This window comes from Neobacillus sp. 114 (assembly GCF_030127045.1).
Classification (GTDB): Bacteria; Bacillota; Bacilli; order Bacillales; family Cytobacillaceae; genus Neobacillus; species Neobacillus rhizophilus.
In genome coordinates this window covers 1,436,546-1,453,476 of sequence record NZ_CP126144.1, presented here as the reverse complement: position 1 = coordinate 1,453,476, position 16,931 = coordinate 1,436,546, and the positions used below count along the sequence as shown (strand labels likewise).

17 protein-coding genes are annotated in these 16,931 nt (G+C 40.7%); 2 read left to right on the top strand and 15 right to left on the bottom strand.

Going from position 1 to position 16,931, the window contains the following annotated elements; translation table 11 throughout:
* Positions 1-13 precede the first annotated feature (13 nt).
* A complete protein-coding gene (locus QNN06_RS07195) occupies positions 14-517 on the top strand; it encodes a CarD family transcriptional regulator (RefSeq protein ID WP_284037327.1) in 504 nt (167 codons plus the stop codon).
* A 74-nt stretch (positions 518-591) separates the two neighbouring features.
* Here QNN06_RS07195 and QNN06_RS07190 read toward each other — a convergent pair whose 3' ends face one another.
* The 3 genes from QNN06_RS07190 to QNN06_RS07180 all read right to left on the bottom strand — a co-directional run bounded on the left by QNN06_RS07190 (position 592) and on the right by QNN06_RS07180 (position 2,486).
* Complete coding sequence (locus QNN06_RS07190; RefSeq protein WP_213118122.1) at positions 592-1,047, bottom strand: MarR family winged helix-turn-helix transcriptional regulator; 456 nt, start codon at positions 1,045-1,047, stop codon at positions 592-594.
* Positions 1,048-1,117: 70 nt separating this feature from the next.
* Positions 1,118-1,513 carry a VOC family protein gene (locus QNN06_RS07185; protein ID WP_284037326.1) on the bottom strand — a complete coding sequence of 132 codons (396 nt, stop codon included), beginning with the start codon at positions 1,511-1,513 and terminating at the stop codon, positions 1,118-1,120.
* 157 nt (positions 1,514-1,670) lie between these two features.
* Entirely contained in the window at positions 1,671-2,486 is an 816-nt protein-coding gene (locus QNN06_RS07180; protein WP_284037325.1) for a ZIP family metal transporter, read from the bottom strand.
* 204 nt (positions 2,487-2,690) lie between these two features.
* Here QNN06_RS07180 and hemG point away from each other — a divergent pair, with 204 nt between their 5' ends.
* Positions 2,691-4,073, top strand: coding sequence for a protoporphyrinogen oxidase (gene hemG, locus QNN06_RS07175; RefSeq protein ID WP_213118125.1), 1,383 nt, complete (start codon positions 2,691-2,693; stop codon positions 4,071-4,073).
* A 54-nt stretch (positions 4,074-4,127) separates the two neighbouring features.
* Here hemG and QNN06_RS07170 read toward each other — a convergent pair whose 3' ends face one another.
* From QNN06_RS07170 to QNN06_RS07115, 12 genes are all read right to left on the bottom strand, one after another.
* Positions 4,128-5,504, bottom strand: coding sequence for a HAMP domain-containing sensor histidine kinase (locus QNN06_RS07170; protein ID WP_213118126.1), 1,377 nt, complete (start codon positions 5,502-5,504; stop codon positions 4,128-4,130).
* On the bottom strand, positions 5,504-6,181 hold the full coding sequence (locus tag QNN06_RS07165) for a response regulator transcription factor (protein ID WP_213118127.1): 678 nt from the start codon (positions 6,179-6,181) through the stop codon (positions 5,504-5,506). The genes QNN06_RS07170 and QNN06_RS07165 overlap by 1 nt, the downstream gene beginning before the upstream one ends.
* A gap of 34 nt (positions 6,182-6,215) precedes the next feature.
* A complete protein-coding gene (locus QNN06_RS07160; protein ID WP_284037324.1) occupies positions 6,216-6,902 on the bottom strand; it encodes an ABC transporter ATP-binding protein in 687 nt (228 codons plus the stop codon).
* A 1-nt stretch (position 6,903) separates the two neighbouring features.
* Complete coding sequence (locus QNN06_RS07155; protein ID WP_284037323.1) at positions 6,904-7,938, bottom strand: ABC transporter permease; 1,035 nt, start codon at positions 7,936-7,938, stop codon at positions 6,904-6,906.
* A gap of 218 nt (positions 7,939-8,156) precedes the next feature.
* Entirely contained in the window at positions 8,157-8,987 is an 831-nt protein-coding gene (locus QNN06_RS07150; protein ID WP_213118130.1) for a Cof-type HAD-IIB family hydrolase, read from the bottom strand.
* Between the two features lie 204 nt (positions 8,988-9,191).
* The gene (locus tag QNN06_RS07145; protein WP_213118131.1) at positions 9,192-10,349 is read right to left on the bottom strand and encodes a DUF4317 domain-containing protein; all 1,158 of its coding nucleotides are present in this window, start codon (positions 10,347-10,349) and stop codon (positions 9,192-9,194) included.
* Between the two features lie 62 nt (positions 10,350-10,411).
* Positions 10,412-11,065: an oxidoreductase gene (locus QNN06_RS07140; protein ID WP_213118132.1), complete on the bottom strand. Its 654-nt coding sequence runs from the start codon at positions 11,063-11,065 to the stop codon at positions 10,412-10,414.
* A 36-nt stretch (positions 11,066-11,101) separates the two neighbouring features.
* A complete protein-coding gene (locus QNN06_RS07135; RefSeq protein ID WP_213118864.1) occupies positions 11,102-11,473 on the bottom strand; it encodes a YkvA family protein in 372 nt (123 codons plus the stop codon).
* A gap of 157 nt (positions 11,474-11,630) precedes the next feature.
* Positions 11,631-12,806, bottom strand: coding sequence for a sulfite reductase subunit alpha (locus tag QNN06_RS07130; RefSeq protein WP_213118133.1), 1,176 nt, complete (start codon positions 12,804-12,806; stop codon positions 11,631-11,633).
* A gap of 206 nt (positions 12,807-13,012) precedes the next feature.
* Positions 13,013-15,274, bottom strand: coding sequence for an ATP-binding cassette domain-containing protein (locus tag QNN06_RS07125; protein WP_284037322.1), 2,262 nt, complete (start codon positions 15,272-15,274; stop codon positions 13,013-13,015).
* A gap of 259 nt (positions 15,275-15,533) precedes the next feature.
* On the bottom strand, positions 15,534-16,262 hold the full coding sequence (locus QNN06_RS07120) for an amino acid ABC transporter ATP-binding protein (protein ID WP_254124673.1): 729 nt from the start codon (positions 16,260-16,262) through the stop codon (positions 15,534-15,536).
* Positions 16,259-16,903, bottom strand: coding sequence for an amino acid ABC transporter permease (locus QNN06_RS07115; protein ID WP_213118135.1), 645 nt, complete (start codon positions 16,901-16,903; stop codon positions 16,259-16,261). The genes QNN06_RS07120 and QNN06_RS07115 overlap by 4 nt, the downstream gene beginning before the upstream one ends.
* Positions 16,904-16,931: the final 28 nt, after the last annotated feature.

The window sequence follows — 16,931 nt, the reverse complement described above, 5'->3', positions numbered from 1 at the left end:
TGGAAGTGATTAAATGTTTAGTATTGGAGATATGGTCATCTATTCCGTACATGGCATATGCAAAATTGATGATATTTGTGAAAAAACAGTATCGGGTAAAACAAGCCTGTATTATGTATTACATCCTACGGAAGGCAATAATCATTTAACAATTAGTACTCCAGTTCATAATAGTAAAGTAGTTATGCACGAACTTCCTGATAGAGAGGAAGCAAATGAAATAATTGAGTCCTTTAAATATCCGGGGGTAAAATGGAATGACAAACCTAACGTACGGCACCAGTTATATTCCAACATTGTAAATACAGGTGAACGAAAAGAAATTGCTAAATTGGTAAATACGCTTATGAGGCAAAAAATTGAAGTCGATCTACTCGGAAGAAAACTTTACGAACAAGACCGCAAACTTTTGGACACTGTACAAAGCATCTTATTTAAAGAATTAGCTATTTCGTTGAATACCACTTCTGGTGAGATAAATGAAATGATCATTGATTTGATAACTGAAAATAAATAAAAAAGTGTTTTTAACGTAATAAAAACCTCCTCTTGTTTATCACAAGAGGAGGTTTCTATTTAACCTAGCAATGTTTATTCTATTCCCCAATCTAACTTTAATAGCTCCTTAAGGATTTTCACTTGTTCAGCACCTATTTTTTCTGCAATTTTATTCTCAAACTGTTCTTTAAGAGCCGCGTTTTTTTCGTAGCATTCTTCCCCTAAGACTGTTAACTGGATACACTTCTCTTTCTTGTTGTTTTCTGCATTGCTAATCTCCACTAATCCTTTTGCAGCAAGGTTTTTCATAAATTTATGGGTCGCCTGGCGGGAAATTTCTACATTTTTCGTAACATACGAGATGGTAGGTCTCTTTTTATAAATCCTGGCCATGATATACCACTCAGAATTTGAAATATATATATCACTTTGGTCATTCCATGCTTTCTCCGAAATTCTTCTGACCAAAGTATGACGCTCGCTTAATAAATCTATAAGGTCTAAATTTTGTAATCCAGAGGCGGAATTCAAACGATTCACTCCAATCATCATCTTCGCCACTTACTATACAAAATTCCGTTATAAAATGTCAACTTGCTTGACATCTATTCATTGCAACCTATTTTGCATTCACATCCGGTTGATGAATCCCAAAAATATTCCCTTCGGTATCCAGATAGTATCCTTGCCAGGCCATCCCAGGCAGGGCATATTTGGGCATAGCAACCTTGCCGCCATGCTCAAGAATTTTAGCTTCGGTTACGTCGTAATTTTCCACTCCCATTGTACAAGCAAAAGCATTTAAAGCTTGGTTTGTTTCCGGCGGAGCACTTTGGCGTTGCATCAAGGCACCATTAATTCCAGGTTCGTCTTCATTCCCTGTCACTGCTCCAAAGTAAGGCATTCCAGCATAGTCACTCCAATCTTGGAATGTCCATCCGAATACCTCTCCATAAAACATCTTTGCCCGTTCCATATCATTCACATGAATTTCAAAATGAACTAATCTTCCCATGATAAACCTCCTAATATTATAAAAAATTTTCCTTTAAATCTATTCGTCTGTCATCTTGTAATTCCCTCTATATTATCGTGGAATTTTTGGAAAAATATCCAATTATCATTCATGTTCCAAGCTTCAGAAATATGCTGCGGCTGTTGTTGTATAAGTGCTAACCTAATGCCACATCTAGAATCATCATCAGCACGAAACCAACCATTAAACTCATCGAAGCCAAATCTTTATTGCCATTTTCTTGTGAACCTGGAATCACTTCTTCCGTCACCACAAAGATCATGGCCCCAGCCGCAAAACTTAATGCATAGGGTAATAATGTTTCAATAAATGAGACAGCAAATGCACCAAGGAGAGCAGCAATCGGTTCGACCATGCCCGAGAATTGCCCGTACAAGAAGCTCTTTCTTCGAGACATTCCCTCTCTTCTTAATGGCATGGAAACCGCAACGCCTTCTGGAAAGTTTTGAATACCGATCCCAAGGGCCAGCGTCAAAGCTCCCGCTAAAGAGGCTTCTGTACCCCCATTTGCAAGCGCACCAAAGGCAATCCCGACAGCCAGCCCCTCTGGGATATTATGCAATGTGATCGCGAGTACCAACAGTGTACTCCTTTTTCTTCCTTTCGGATGATAACCCTCCGCTTTACCAATCGGCGCATTCGGATGAAGATGGGGTAAAATTTTATCAATACCCCATAAAAAAATGCCTCCTATTAAAAATCCAAAGGCTGCCGGAAACCAAGTTCCTATAGGATGATTTCCCGACATTTCGATGGCCGGAGCCAGTAATGACCAATAGCTGGCCGCAATCATGACACCGCCCGCAAATCCTAACATACTATCCATTAATCTTTGGTTGATTGCTTTCGTGGCAAAAACCAGGGCAGCCCCAATTGCAGTCATTCCCCAAGTAAATAGAGTAGCTATGAAAGCTTGCATTATAGGATTGAATTCCTGAAAAAACTCCACCATTATGTTGGGCCCCTTTTTAAGAAGAAATAATGTTTTAAAATCATTACCAATCATTATTTCTAGATTTTTGAAATTTACTCTTTTTTATATATTCTGAGTGCTTGCAGCCATAAGGGAGAAAGTTACCTGAGCTATTTTTCCCCCTACCCAGGTATGGTACACTTAAAAAGTGAAGAAGTTTGAAATAATTAAGAGGTGGCAGCAGTGAAAACAGTCGTAGTAATTGGCGGCGGTATTACGGGGCTATCAGCCATGTATGAATTGCAAAAATGGAAAAAGGCGAATCAAGCAGATATGAAGCTTGTTCTGGTTGAAGCGTCCAATCAGTTGGGCGGAAAAATCCGTACTGTCAAACAAGATGGCTTTATCATGGAGGCAGGAGCAGATTCCATCGTGGCCCGTAAAATGGAGTCCATGCCTATCTTAGAGGAACTTGGTCTGGAGAAAGAAATTGTCTACAATGCAACAGGCCGTTCGTTTATTTATGCAGATGGAGAATTGAAGCCCATTCCGGTGGATGCAGTGTTCGGAATTCCAGCAAGCATTGAATCGCTGGCAAAAAGCACGCTCGTTTCAGCTGAAGGAAAAGTGGCTGCACTGAAGGATTTTTATTCAAAAAATGAAACATTCACCAAGAATGACTCTATCGGTTCCTTTCTGGAGCATTTTCTTGGAAAGGAATTGGTTGAAAAACAAATTGCCCCTGTCCTTTCCGGCGTCTATTCCGGAAAACTTAGTGACTTAACTATCGCCTCCACCCTTCCATATTTAATTGATTATAAAGAAAAATACGGAAGTATCATCAAAGGCCTCGAAGCCAATAAGCAGAAATTTACAGGCGGAGAAAGGAAGTTTCTTTCTTTCCAAAATGGCTTAGGCTCGCTTATAGATGCGTTTGAGGAAAAGCTTGATGAAGTGGAAATTTTACTTAATTCAAATGTCACGAAAATAGAAAAAGAAGGCAGTAATTACCTAGTGGTTCTAAACAATCTGGAAATCATCGAAGCGGATTACGTTATCCTTAGTATTCCGCATACGGCTGCTGAATCCTTAATCACTGACCCGGACCTGTCAAAAGATTTCGCTGGGTTGAAAAACAGTTCATTGATAAGTGTGTATGTTGGTTTTGACGTGCCTGACAGTGTCCTTCCTGCTGATGGAACAGGGTTTATCGCCGCGAATACAGATGAGTTGTCCTGCAACGCCTGTACTTGGACAAGCCGGAAATGGGAGCATACATCAAAGTCAGGGAACCTGCTTGTCAGATTGTTTTATAAAAGCAGCCACCCATCCTTCGCTTCATTAAAGGAAATGGACCAAGAAGAACTACTCAATGTTGCGCTTAGCGATATTAACAAAGCCCTTGGCATTACCGCCAAGCCTGCTGACAGTGAAATCACCAAATGGACCGAGCAAATGCCGAATTATTTGATTTCCCATCCTAAAAGTGTCGAAGCACTAGAAAGCAAAATGGCAGCCGCTTACCCAGGGGTTATCCTTGCCGGTTGTTCTTACTATGGCGTGGGAATCCCTGATTGCATTGAAAACGGAATAGATTCAGCAAGAAAGATTATTCACACATTCTAACATTTAGAGGATAGCTGCTTTTATTCAGCTATCCTCGTTTTAAATCAAACATTATCAAACCGGTAATTCAACTATAAAAGTAGTCCCTTCATTTTCCTTACTGCTTACTTGAATGTGGCCGCTATGCAAATCTATGATCGTTTTGACTATTGACAAACCGAGCCCTGTACCTTCAATAGTTCTTGTTCGTGCCTTGTCTGCCCGATAAAAGCGGTCAAAGATCCTGTCTAATTCCAAATTATTCATCCCTATTCCTGTATCATCAAAAGTCACGTATACGGATTGCCCTCTTTTTTCAATGGAAATATCAATAGTCCCATTTGGTCTATTATATTTCATGGCATTGGACAGAAGGTTATCCCAGACCGTATTCAGCATGGAGGGGTCCCCGACAATCTCGATATCCGGCAGGGAATAGCTTAGCATTATCTCTTTTTCATTTATTGCCCATTGATGATTTCGCACCAATTCCTTTATTTGCGCACCGACATTAAATGGATTTTTCCTTAAAATATCCTCATTTCGATCTAGCGAGGCGAGAAGCAATAATTGCTTTGTTAAGGTGGAAAGCCTGCTAATTTCACCATTAATGATGGATAAATATTGTTCTCTTTCTTCTTTACTTAACGATTGATTTTCTAATAGGTTCGTATATCCTTTAATATTGGAAAGCGGCGACTGGATATCATGAGAAATATTCGAGATAAATTCCTTTCTCATGTCTTCCATTTGTGCTAATTTTCTCGCCATCCGCGAAAAACTATCGGATAGTTCTCCTAACTCATCATGGCGGGTACTATCCAATTCCACATTAAAATCACCATTTGCCAGTGATTTTGTGGCTTTTGTCAGGTTAGAAATTGGCTTCACCAAATATTTTGTATTAATCAGGACCATTACGATGGTCAAAGTAATTGCTAGTACAAGGATCCAACCAAATAAAATGTGCATCTCGTTGAAAAGGAACTTGATATCCGGCCTAATAAAAAGAGCATAGCTTCTTCCTTTATGTTGCAATGGAACACCGATAGTATTCTTTAGTTCATCAGCAAAAAAGCCTGTAACAAATGTTTCCTGTGGAAAATGAAGCATCCCGTGAAAAATATCGCCCTTTAATACATCCTGTTGAGTGGAAACTGGAAGACTTTTATCCCGAAACGGATCACCAAAAAAGGTTCGGTTTCCATCCTTATCTACAAGGTAAATTTGATAACCGACTTTAGTGATGCTTTTTAGATACTCTGTCAGGCTAATCTCAGGATGCGCCTCAGCAAAGGCAGCAATATCTAATGCCACCTTTGTGTTTTTATCGTCATTATAAGGCTTCAATTTTTGCTGGTAATAGATATTGGATATGACAAAAGCTAAGATAAAGCTTATCAACATCATTCCAATCGTAATCACGATAAATTTCACATAAAGTGTTTTCACTAATGTTGGACCTCCAATAGATATCCGATACCACGGATTGTTTTTATTTGGAAGTCATGCGTCAGCTTAGAAAACCGTTCTCGCAATCTTTTTATATGAACATCTACTGTTCGCGCATCCCCTTCATAATCCAAGCCCCAGATTTGTTCAATAAGGTGTTCTCTGGAAAAAACTTGCTTAGGATTAGATGCGAGATAATATAAAAGTTCAAATTCCTTTAAAGGCAAGAGTAATGTTCGGTTTCCACTCTGAACTTCATAGCTCTTTTTGTTGATTGTTGTACTGCCAACTCTTACGATCGATTCATCTATTTGATGATCATATCGCCTTAACAAAGCTTTAATACGGTATGTTAACTCCCTGGGTTCAAAGGGCTTAACGAGATAATCATCTGTTCCTGCTTTAAATCCCTGCTCTTTATCTTCGATTTGATTTTTTGCCGTCAAAAGAATAACTGGAATGTCGTAATCTCTACGAATCTCTTTTGTCAATTGATAGCCATCCATGAATGGCATCATTACATCCACTACTGCTATATCACAAGCATCCTTTTTCAGCATCTCCAATGCGTCCATTCCGTTCTTCGCCTGGAATACCGTATAGCCTTGTTCAGTTAAGTGAATATTTAATAGCCTTAATATATTGATATCATCGTCAACAATTAAAATATTTGGCATTCATGGTTCTCCTATTTTTCTATATCCTAAAAAATTAAACTGCACTTGGCAAAATCTGGCCATCACTCATTTTAATAATACGGTCAGCAAATGACAGCATTTCCTCATCGTGAGTCACCATTAATGTCGTTATGTTTAGCGTTTTTGTTAAATTGCTGATTAACGTCATCACATCTTTAGACCTTTTTGAATCTAAACTGGCAGTGGGTTCATCCGCAAAGAGGACTTTTGGTTTATGGATTATGGCGCGGGCAATGGCAACTCGCTGCCTTTCTCCTCCGGATAAGGAAGCCGGGTAGGCATTTTTCCGATGTTCCATTTCGACTAATTTTAGGATTTTATCAATTTCCTTTTTTTGCTCACGTTTCTTTAGTTTAGATTCAGATACATCCAACATTAGCATCAACTGCTCTTCTACGGTCAGAAAAGGTACCAGATGGGCAAATTGAAAGACGAACCCGAAATTATTAGCTCGGATTTTTCGCACCTGTTCTGAACTCATCGTAGTAATATTTTGCCCTTCAAATATCACTTGCCCGTCTGATGCCGGCTGGAGTCCTGCCGCTATCGTAAGCAGTGTGCTTTTCCCGGAGCCCGAAGCACCCACTAAGGCGGTTACCTCACCTTCTTTTAAAGAAAGGTTAATTCCCTTTAGGATTTCCTCGTTAATTTCACCGATTGAAAAAGTTTTCCGTACTTCATCAATTGTAAATATAGTCATATTATACCTCTCCTTGTTGAATCGCCTGCAATGGCTCGACTTTTTTTATTTGAATGCCAGATAGTGTAGCCCCAATAAAGCCAATCAATAGGAAAATGACGGACAATTGTACTGTTGTTACAAGGGGTAGATGAAAAGGCAATCCTTTAGGTGCTGCAATATTAAATATTTGGCTTAGGGCAACAGATAAACTAAGCGAAATGGCTGTTATAAAAACCATTTGAGTCCACATCATTTTAAACAACGCACTCGTTTTGACACCAATTGCTTTAAGAATACCGTACAATCCAATTTTTTGAACGTTCATCATGTAGAAAAAGATGGCAAACAACATTCCACTAATGACTACCAAAAACCAGATGATCATATTAAGTGACATCTGTTCCGCTTTATAACTCGAAATAGTACTTAGAAACTGATTGTTCGAAAAAGCTTGTAAGCCTGCGAATGATGGTGCTCCATCCCCTCCTGGTATAAAAATCAATTGCATATCGTTAACCCGGTACATTTCTTTGTAGTCCTCCATATTGATAAAGGCAACTGGTGCATGGCTGAATTTTTGGTTATCCACAAAGCCTTTAACAACAAACTTTCCATTATACTGATTGTTTGTAAAAGTATCGCCTATTTTAATACCCTCTTCTTTCATCGACTTGTCCAGGATGATTTCTCCCTTTTTCACATTTTTAAACAGCATTGAATCGGTTGATGTAACAAAGGCTACGCTCCGCTGCTTCCCCTCACTGTCATTCAAAAATCCCATTTGAATGGAAATTGCTGCAGCGTTTTTTTGCTTGTTTAAAACTTTTTCTTGGACTCTGTGATTTATTCTTGAAAGGTTGTAGTTTTTATCTGCTTCTTTGGTCATATAAAATGTTCCATCGGGCAGTTTTTTTATTAACGCTGCATTATCTTGTGATAATCCATTGGCCAAGCCAGATATAATAAACGTGAGAAAACTGACGAGAAAAACGATCGAACCTAATATCAAAAACCGTGCTTTATTTTTCTTCATTTCTTTCCAAGCAATGTTCATGTTCATACCTCCAATTCCTTAATGACATCCTTAGTTTATAATCGCTGTGTGAACAGACGGTGAACAGGAGGTTACATTAAATGAAAACTCGCCGATTGGCGAGTCCGTTAGGACGGTTCATGAGGCGTAGTTGAATTTATGCTTTTTGCTAAATAAAAAAAGAAACAATTTCTAATCGCTAGTTTAGAAACTGTTTCTTTTCTTTAGATTGACATTCCTTATAGTAACCCGACCATTTTCAGGCCGTGGAAAATTCCATTGTCATCAACGGATTTGGTTACATATTTTGCGGCTTTTTTCACCTTTTCTTCTGCATTCCCCATTGCCACACTATTCTCTACGGTTGTGAGCATTTCCATATCATTCAGTGCATCGCCAAAGGCATATTGCCGTTCCGGAGGAATTCCTAGTTTTTCAGCTATTCTTTCAATTCCTTTTGCTTTTGACCCTCCCTTTGGAAGAACATCAACAGCGAGGGGATGCCATCTTATATAATCAAAGTCATGGAAATCCCGTTCGTATTGTTTTTCTTCACCTTCCGTACAAAACAGGAGCGTTTGAAACAAATCTCGCCCTTTGTAATAGTGCGGGTCGTGCGTAGGAGTTCGATCGATTTTTAATGTTCCAATGCTTTCATTAATGTAGGCATGGTCCGGCACATTGGCTTTCATATCCTCATGGTCCATGAAGACAACAGGATGATTATTTAAAAGCGCCGTTTCAGTTAGTTTTTCCAACGAAATCGTATTCAGTGGATTGGTATATAAAACTTCCCCGTTTAACACAACATATTGACCGTTGTAGCTTACATATGTATTTATATCCAATTCTTCTCGCAAATCTTCAAACATAAAAGGAGCCCTTCCGGTAGCAATTGCGACAACATGTCCCAGTTCCTTTAATTTAAAAACTGCCTCTTTTGTCGCTGCAGGAAGCTCTTTTTTTGAGTCAAGCAACGTTCCGTCTATATCGAAAAAAATCACGCTTTGTTTCACATTCTGTCCCACTTTCAAAGTATAATATTTAAAAAGTTCGTTTCTTTGTAACATTCCCAAATATTTGTATTCACAACCGTTTGCTTCAATTCATTTATAAGTCTAAATTATGAAACCCGTTTCATGTCAAATGAAAAGAAAAAGGGCTATAATGCCCCTTTGTAACCTTCATCTTCATCGAGATATACATAATTTTCAAAAACTGCTGGGATTCTTCTCCCAGCAGTTTTTTTATTGTGTATAATCTATCCAATCCAACTAGAGTGTCGTCGATTCCAATCGAAATCCTTCCACGACCACCTCTTCATCAACTTCGAGCAGTAAGCATCGTTTTCCTTCGAAGGTGATATATTTGACATTTTTCAAGTCTTTCGGGTTGATGGTTACCTCAGCAACCTTGGTGCTGATTTTTATCGTTTTTGGAACTAAACTGCTCGCTTTGAATTCATGTTTTTCGTCCGCTACGACACTTTTGAAAGCATGTTCCACTTTGGCCGTATCGATATTTTCGACACCGCTGACTGTCAAAATCCGTTCGATGTCCCGATAGTCTAATGTAGGGATTTCACTTTCCTCGTTTTCTATATTCTCTTGTACTACCCTGTCGATTTCCTCGTAAACATTTGAAATAACCGCGGAATCTACTTCGTCTCCTATTACTTCTTTTAAGACCTGATCAAAACTGTCCTTATCTTCCTGAGCGGTAATGATGTCTTCACAATTGAGAACCTCTTCAATAAATGTGAAATCAGGTTGATTTGCTTTCCCCGCACAGTAAAGAATATGGTTCACATCTGCTGCATTGTCATTAAATGCTGGGAACAGAAAACCCGATAATGGAGAGTCTAAATTAATAATAGGATCCACAAAATTATAGGATTTGAATTCTTTCTCGATATAATCAAACATTAATGCCTTTTTCGGTTGATCGGTTTTATTTAGGCTGCAAAGGATAATTCCGCTGGAATAAACCTCATCATCCCCGCCTTCTTCGGACTCCTGGTTCCGCTTCTTCGTCTGTTTTCGGTATTCTGCCCGAATAAATGTTACAACTGTATCAAATTCATAAGCCCCACGCGCAAACATTTTTGTGACGATTTCCAGCATGTATTCCTGCCAGTCTTCCGAGTCTGCCTGCAATCCTTCGTAGAGGAATGATTGTGTGCTGTCTTCCACATCACGCCTGAACTTCAGCTCAAACAATTTGGCATCAAGATGGCCTGTCAAAACCTTTTTAAAGTTTTTCAAAAACAATTCCTGCGTTTCCTGTTCTAACATTTGAAATGGCTGGCTGACTTGATGGTAGATCTCGCCTGATTCTTTCTTTACATAAACATTGAAGATTTCATGAATGTTCATCCGATAATTGTCCAATTTAAATTCCTTGCGGATATTAGCAATGTCTTTTTTATTCATTTGTCTCATCTCCCATCCCTGATTATACTGTCTAAAAAAATATTCGGAAACCTCTATCCTAGCTATGCTTGTACAATTTGGTTTGATTCGTAGACGTGGATTCCTGAAGTGCCTTTTTGCGCAATACGAATCATTGCACCAGCTACCGTTTCTGCATGTACAGGCTTGTACTTTTTCAGTGTTCCTAAGAAGAGAGGGGACAGTATACTAGAAAGGACTGCCGAAATGCGTTCTCCGAATCGAAACTCCTCCCGGTTACCAAGTAAAAGCGATGGCCGGAAAATGTGTAGTGCGGAAAGGCCAAGTCCAAGCAATTCCTTCTCAACCTCTCCCTTTACGCGAATGTAAAATGTCCGGGACGCGGGATTTGCTCCCATTGATGTTATAATGAGGAACTGCTTCGCACCCTGGGCTTTTGCCATTCGGCCAAGTGCCAGCGGATATTCATAGTCTACCAAGCGGAAAGCCTTTTGGCTGCCTGCTTTTTTAATCGTCGTTCCAAGAGCGCAAAACACATCCGCTCCCGCTAAATCTACATCCGACTGCTCCAATCGGTTGAAATCGACGATCTTCTCCTGCAGTTTTGGATGGGCAATCCCTGTTGGCCGCCGGACAATAAGCGTTACAGCTGTGTATGCCGGATTGATTAGTAAAAGATGTACAAGCTCCTTTCCTACCAAGCCGGTCGCCCCAGCAACAACTGCTTTTTGATTCATCCTATAATTCCTCCCAATTTCCCACTAAAAATCTCTTTAAACAAGCTTTTTGTCAATATCTGACGTGTCAACGTGATCGCCAAACCAATCTTTAAGCTTTTCTTTTGCTTTATTTTTTATATCCTCATCAATATACATAGCAACTTGTAATAGCGCGACTCCTAACGCTCCCAAGTCATCCGTGTACCCGACTCCAACTGCAACATCAGGAATTAAATCTAATGGCAGGATGAAATATCCCAAAGCGCCTATAATGATGGTTTTTGCTTTAGCCGGTACTTCCGGCTTTTGAAGTGTATAATATAAGAGCAAAACTGCATATACAACGGATGAACCCGCCTTTTTGGCAAATTTCTTTAATTTATCCCAGAACTTATCATCGGAATAATTTTGACCAGAGGCTTCCATTTGTTTTTTGACATCTTCTTCGTTATTAGCCACTTTCCACAATCCTTTCATTTGTTCATATCATTATTTTACCTCAATTTATTATCATTAAGTAAAAAAGGAACCTCGTCCAATGAACGAAAGGTTCCTTTCTAAATGTATTTAACATCATTTTATTCTAATAAACATCGCGCAGGTAACGTCCTTGCTTCTGCAACTCCTTCAGATATGCCTCGGCTGCCTCACGGTCAAGCGCACCTTCTTTTTCTATCACAGTAATTAGCGCATCGTTGACGTCTTTCGCCATATGTTCCTTATCTCCACAAACGAAGAAGTAAGCGCCTTTTTCCAGCCATTCAAATAATTCTTTGCCATGTTCAAGCATTTTATGCTGTACATAAACTTTTTGATCTGAATCACGGGAGAAGGCAGTATCAAGCTTTGTCAGAACCCCATCTTTTTGATAGGTTTCCAACTCTGCTTGGTATAGGAAATCTGAAGCTGCATGCTGGTCCCCAAAGAATAACCATGTGCGGCCAGCTGCTTTATTAACGGCACGTTCCTGGATAAAAGACCGGAACGGTGCAATGCCAGTCCCCGGGCCGACCATAATAATATCTGTATCAGCGGACTCCGGCAAATGGAAGTGTTTATTTGCCTGAACAAAGACTGGTAAAGTATCTCCCTCTTGAACACGTTCCGCACACAAAACAGAGCAAACTCCTTTTCGCTCACGTCCATGTGATGTGTAGCGAACAGCACCAATAGTTAGATGAACTTCATCCGGATTAGCAGCAATACTGCTTGCAATAGAATAGAGTCGCGGCGTCATTTTTCTTAATAAAGAAACGATCTCCTGTGCAGAAGCCTTCCATGGGCCAAAATCACGTAACATATCAAGCAGATCTCGCCCATAGCAATATTCCTTTAACTGAGCAGCATTTTCAACCAAAATAAGCTTTTGCAGATCTTCGTTTTCTGTGAATGTTGCTGCCTGTTGTAAAATTTTCTTCGATAGCAGTGTAATTTCAAAGTAGCTTGTCAGCGCTTCCTTAAGTGACAGTGTCTCACCCTGCTTGCCAACCGTTACTTCCGCTTCTTCGTCCCAGGTCATTTCCTCAAGAAGGGCAGCCACAAGTTCCGGGTCATTTGCAGGGACAACGCCAAGTGCATCACCTGGATTGTAAGAAAGACCAGAACCTTTTAATGATAACTCAATATGCCTTGTTTCTTTACTAGAGCCTGACCCATTTAAATTAATATTTTTTAGAACCTTTGCCTGAAAAGGATTAGTCCTTGAAAATGGCTGGATGTCACTTTTGGTATTTTTAGTATTTTCTAAAGTAAGTTGCATTCTCCATTACCTCCAAAAGTAATATATATCTAAGATAACATACCACTATCATATCAGATGTGTGGTTTAACACACACTGGTAAATAATTTTAAAATTATTGAAAAAATTATTTTTTTGGTAGGATTTAATGATGTAAAGAAGGAGATAGTCAACAAATGGCTATCTCCTTTTTAATGATGAATATTATCCTTAACCATACGTAAGTTTAACTTTTAATATGTTCCAACAAGTATCTTCCCGTGATCGAATGCTCTGAATTGATGATCTTTGATGGTGTACCCTCGACAACAATCTGGCCGCCCTTGCTGCCTCCGTCCGGTCCCATATCAATGATCCAATCCGCTTGGCTGATTACGTCGAGGTTGTGCTCGATGACAATCACGGTATTGCCGGTATCCACAAGGCGGTTCATGATTCCTAAAAGGTGACCGATATCTGACATATGCAGGCCGGTCGTCGGCTCGTCCATCACGTAAATGCTTCCCTTTTTATGCAGCTCGCTTGCAAGCTTGATCCGCTGACATTCCCCGCCAGAGAGCGTGCTAAGCGGCTGACCGAGTGTAAGATAGTTCAGCCCCACATCACTCATCGCCTGAAGCTTTTTCACAACCTCTTTTAGCTGAAAAAAATCCAACGCCTGCTCCACGGTCAGCTCCAACACATCTGCAATTGATTTGCCGTTCAGCTTGTACTCGAGTACCTCTTCCTTAAACCGCCTACCTTCGCATACTTCACATGGCAGCTTTACACTGTCGAAGTATGAAAGGTCCTTATACACAACACCCAGTCCTTGACAGTTCTCGCAAGCCCCCTTGGAATTGAAGCTGAACAATCCTTGGTTAACTTTGTTCGCAGAAGCAAACGCCTTGCGCACGTCATCCATGATGCCTGTGTAGGTCGCGGGATTCGAGCGTGTTGATACTCCAATCGATGATTGGTCGATGACGATTGCATCCGGATGCTGGCTAAGGAATACGTCGTTAATCAGCGTACTCTTGCCTGAGCCGGCGACACCCGTAACGACTGTCAGCACTCCGGTTGGAATATCTACACTCACGTTCCTTAGATTGTGCAGTGTGGCATCCTTGATAGACAGCTTGCCTGATGGCTGCCGTGAGGTCTGCTTTAGCTGGAGCGGCCGCTTCATATGGGTGCCTGTCAGTGTGCCTGACTCCAGCAGTCCTGGGAAGCTTCCTTCATACACGATGGTACCGCCGTGGCTGCCAGCGTGAGGCCCGACGTCGACGATATGATCTGCCACCTTAATTACATCGGGATCATGCTCGACAACAAGAACGGTATTGCCCTTGTCGCGAAGCTTCTGAAGCAACCCATTTAACCGGTGTACATCACGGGGGTGTAAGCCAACGCTGGGCTCATCGAAGATGTAAGTGACATCCACCAGACTGCCGCTCAGATGCTTCACCATCTTGACTCGCTGCGACTCTCCGCCGGACAATGTATCAGTCACACGGTCCAGCGTCAAGTAGTCTAGTCCGATATCCACCAGATGCTGCAGCCGCTCCTTTAGTGATTTGACGACCGGAGCGGCTGCAGGAGCATTAATCTCTTTAAGGATGCGGATCAGCTGCCCGACCTCCATAGAAGACATTTCAGCTATGTTAAGTCCATTGATCCTGCAGTCCAGCGCGGCCTGACTGAGTCTCGCACCGTGGCAGCTGGGACAAATCCCCTCGGAGATGTACGGTGCAACTGCTTGTTGTGTGCGCTCGGAATACGTCTTTAAATCCTTTTTGATGTACTTGTTGGTGAACTTCTCGATGACGCCTTCCACTGTAATATTAACGGTCTTCCCGCCAAACTGTGTCGGCACTTTCCTCGCCTTGCTGTACAGAAGTTGTTTCAGCTCCTCCTCCGAATAACACTGGAGCTTCTTGTCGGGATCGAATGACCCCGACTGCAGGATCATGTTCCATTCCATGCTGTCCACCGAATAGCCCGGCAGCATGATGGCCCCTTCATTCAACGATTTTGACATGTCCAGTGCCTTACTTATGTCGACGGACATACTGCGGCCAATCCCGTTGCAAACTGGACACATACCTAGCGGATCGTTAAACGAGAAACTCGACGCACTTCCTACATAAGGCTGACCCACTCGCGAGAAGAGAAGACGGAGAAGAGGCGAGATATCGGTAATCGTGCCCATTGTAGAATGGGAACCTCCACCCAACCGTTTCTGGTCGACGACAACCGCCATGCTAAGATTTTCAATGGCGTCTGCATCCGGTTGCGGAAAACTCGGCAGAAAGGTACGGACGAATGTACTGAAGTTTTCGTTCAGCAGACGCTGGGATTCGGCGGCAACGGTATCGAAAACGATTGACGATTTGCCAGAACCGGATACTCCAGTAAAGATAGTGATTTTGCGCTTGGGAATACGTAAAGACACATCTTTAAGGTTATTTTCCCGAGCGCCACGGATTTCTATATATTCTTGGGTCATAAAATAACTTCCTTTACTCGTATTAAGGTCTTTATCGACCGAATCTGTTAATTCGTTCCATTACTTATTAATAGAACTTGTAAACTGAAAATCTAATGATATTTCTGCCATTAATTTTTCATTTTTGACAAATGGTATTTGTTTTATTCTCCTATCATCAAGTATATAGGATTAAGCTTCAAAAGTAATGATCACACAAAAAGGGCGAACCCCCATTTTTCTTTTAAGGTTTCGCCACTTATTCGCTCACTATTTTTGTTTATAACACCTTGCTTAAGAAAGCCTTCGTTCTATCATGCTGTGGGTTGCCGAATAACTGATTCGGTTCATTTTCTTCGACAATATACCCACCATCCATGAAAATGACACGATCTCCAACTTCTCGGGCAAATCCCATTTCATGCGTCACAACCACCATCGTCATACCTTCTTTGGCAAGCTGTTTCATAACTTCTAAAACATCTCCGACCATTTCCGGGTCAAGTGCAGAAGTCGGTTCGTCAAAAAGCATGATTTTTGGATTCATGGCCAATGCCCTTGCGATGGCAACCCGCTGTTTTTGTCCGCCGGACAGTTCTCCCGGATAACTGCCTGCTTTTTCTTTAAGTCCTACCTTATTAAGTAACTCAAGAGCCTTTTTTTCAGCTTCCGCTTTATCTTTAGAAAGAATCTTAATCGGCCCTAACGTGATATTTTCTAAAACAGTTTTATGAGGGAACAGATTAAATTGTTGGAAAACCATTCCAACTTCTTGTCTGACTTTATTGATATTAATTTTCGGATCAGTGATATTATGTCCGTTAATCACCACTTCGCCGCCTGAGATTTCCTCCAAGCGATTTAGACAGCGAAGGAATGTACTCTTTCCCGATCCAGAAGGACCGATTACACAGATAACTTCTTTTTCTTGCACTTCAGCATTAATATCTTTTAATACCTCTAGGTTCCCGAAGGACTTTCTTAAGTTTTTTACAGTAATAATGCTCATCGCACCTCGATCCTCCTTTCTATAAAGTTAGCAAGTATGGTTAATAGATAAATAATGATAAAATAAATGACACCTACAGTCAGCCAAATTTTAAAGGCTTCAAAGGTTGCAGCTGCCTGTATTTGACCCTGTTGTGTTAAGTCAGCAATACCGATAACGGATAAAAGAGAGGTGTCCTTTAAACTAATAATGGATTGGTTCGTAATAGTAGGAAGCATTCTTCTAAACGCCTGAGGCAGGATAATGAAACGCATCGTTTGTGCAGACGTAAAACCAATTGACCTAGCTGCCTCTGTTTGCCCCTTATCAATTGATTGAATACCCGCTCTGATAATCTCTGCAAAATATGCCCCCGCATTGATCGCAACAGTGATGATACCCGCTGTCGTATTGTTTAGGGAAACCAAATGCAGTGAATTTATTCCAAAATAAATAAAAAATAACTGCACGATAAATGGTGTTCCGCGAATGGCGTCAACATACACCTTCGCAATCCATTGCAAGATTTTAATAGGTGCAAGCCGTAACATGGCCATTAATAAACCAATTAAAAACCCTAGAATAATAGCAATAACAAATATATAAAGCGTGACTTCAAGTCCTTTTAATAATATTGGTAATGCTGCCGTTATAATATCCACTCTTTTTCATCCCCTTTCTAGAAGAAAA

Excerpts from the sequence above, each read along its gene's own strand:
- QNN06_RS07195 (WP_284037327.1), top strand. The coding sequence starts at position 14 with ATGTTTAGTATTGGAGATATGGTCATCTATTCCGTACATGGCATATGC.
- QNN06_RS07190 (WP_213118122.1), bottom strand. The coding sequence starts at position 1,047 with ATGATTGGAGTGAATCGTTTGAATTCCGCCTCTGGATTACAAAATTTA.
- QNN06_RS07185 (WP_284037326.1), bottom strand. The coding sequence starts at position 1,513 with ATGGGAAGATTAGTTCATTTTGAAATTCATGTGAATGATATGGAACGG.
- QNN06_RS07180 (WP_284037325.1), bottom strand. The coding sequence starts at position 2,486 with ATGGTGGAGTTTTTTCAGGAATTCAATCCTATAATGCAAGCTTTCATA.
- QNN06_RS07165 (WP_213118127.1), bottom strand. The coding sequence starts at position 6,181 with ATGCCAAATATTTTAATTGTTGACGATGATATCAATATATTAAGGCTA.
- QNN06_RS07160 (WP_284037324.1), bottom strand. The coding sequence starts at position 6,902 with ATGACTATATTTACAATTGATGAAGTACGGAAAACTTTTTCAATCGGT.
- QNN06_RS07155 (WP_284037323.1), bottom strand. The coding sequence starts at position 7,938 with ATGAACATTGCTTGGAAAGAAATGAAGAAAAATAAAGCACGGTTTTTG.
- QNN06_RS07150 (WP_213118130.1), bottom strand. The coding sequence starts at position 8,987 with ATGTTACAAAGAAACGAACTTTTTAAATATTATACTTTGAAAGTGGGA.
- QNN06_RS07145 (WP_213118131.1), bottom strand. The coding sequence starts at position 10,349 with ATGAATAAAAAAGACATTGCTAATATCCGCAAGGAATTTAAATTGGAC.
- QNN06_RS07140 (WP_213118132.1), bottom strand. The coding sequence starts at position 11,065 with ATGAATCAAAAAGCAGTTGTTGCTGGGGCGACCGGCTTGGTAGGAAAG.
- QNN06_RS07135 (WP_213118864.1), bottom strand. The coding sequence starts at position 11,473 with ATGGAAGCCTCTGGTCAAAATTATTCCGATGATAAGTTCTGGGATAAA.
- QNN06_RS07130 (WP_213118133.1), bottom strand. The coding sequence starts at position 12,806 with ATGCAACTTACTTTAGAAAATACTAAAAATACCAAAAGTGACATCCAG.
- QNN06_RS07125 (WP_284037322.1), bottom strand. The coding sequence starts at position 15,274 with ATGACCCAAGAATATATAGAAATCCGTGGCGCTCGGGAAAATAACCTT.
- QNN06_RS07120 (WP_254124673.1), bottom strand. The coding sequence starts at position 16,262 with ATGAGCATTATTACTGTAAAAAACTTAAGAAAGTCCTTCGGGAACCTA.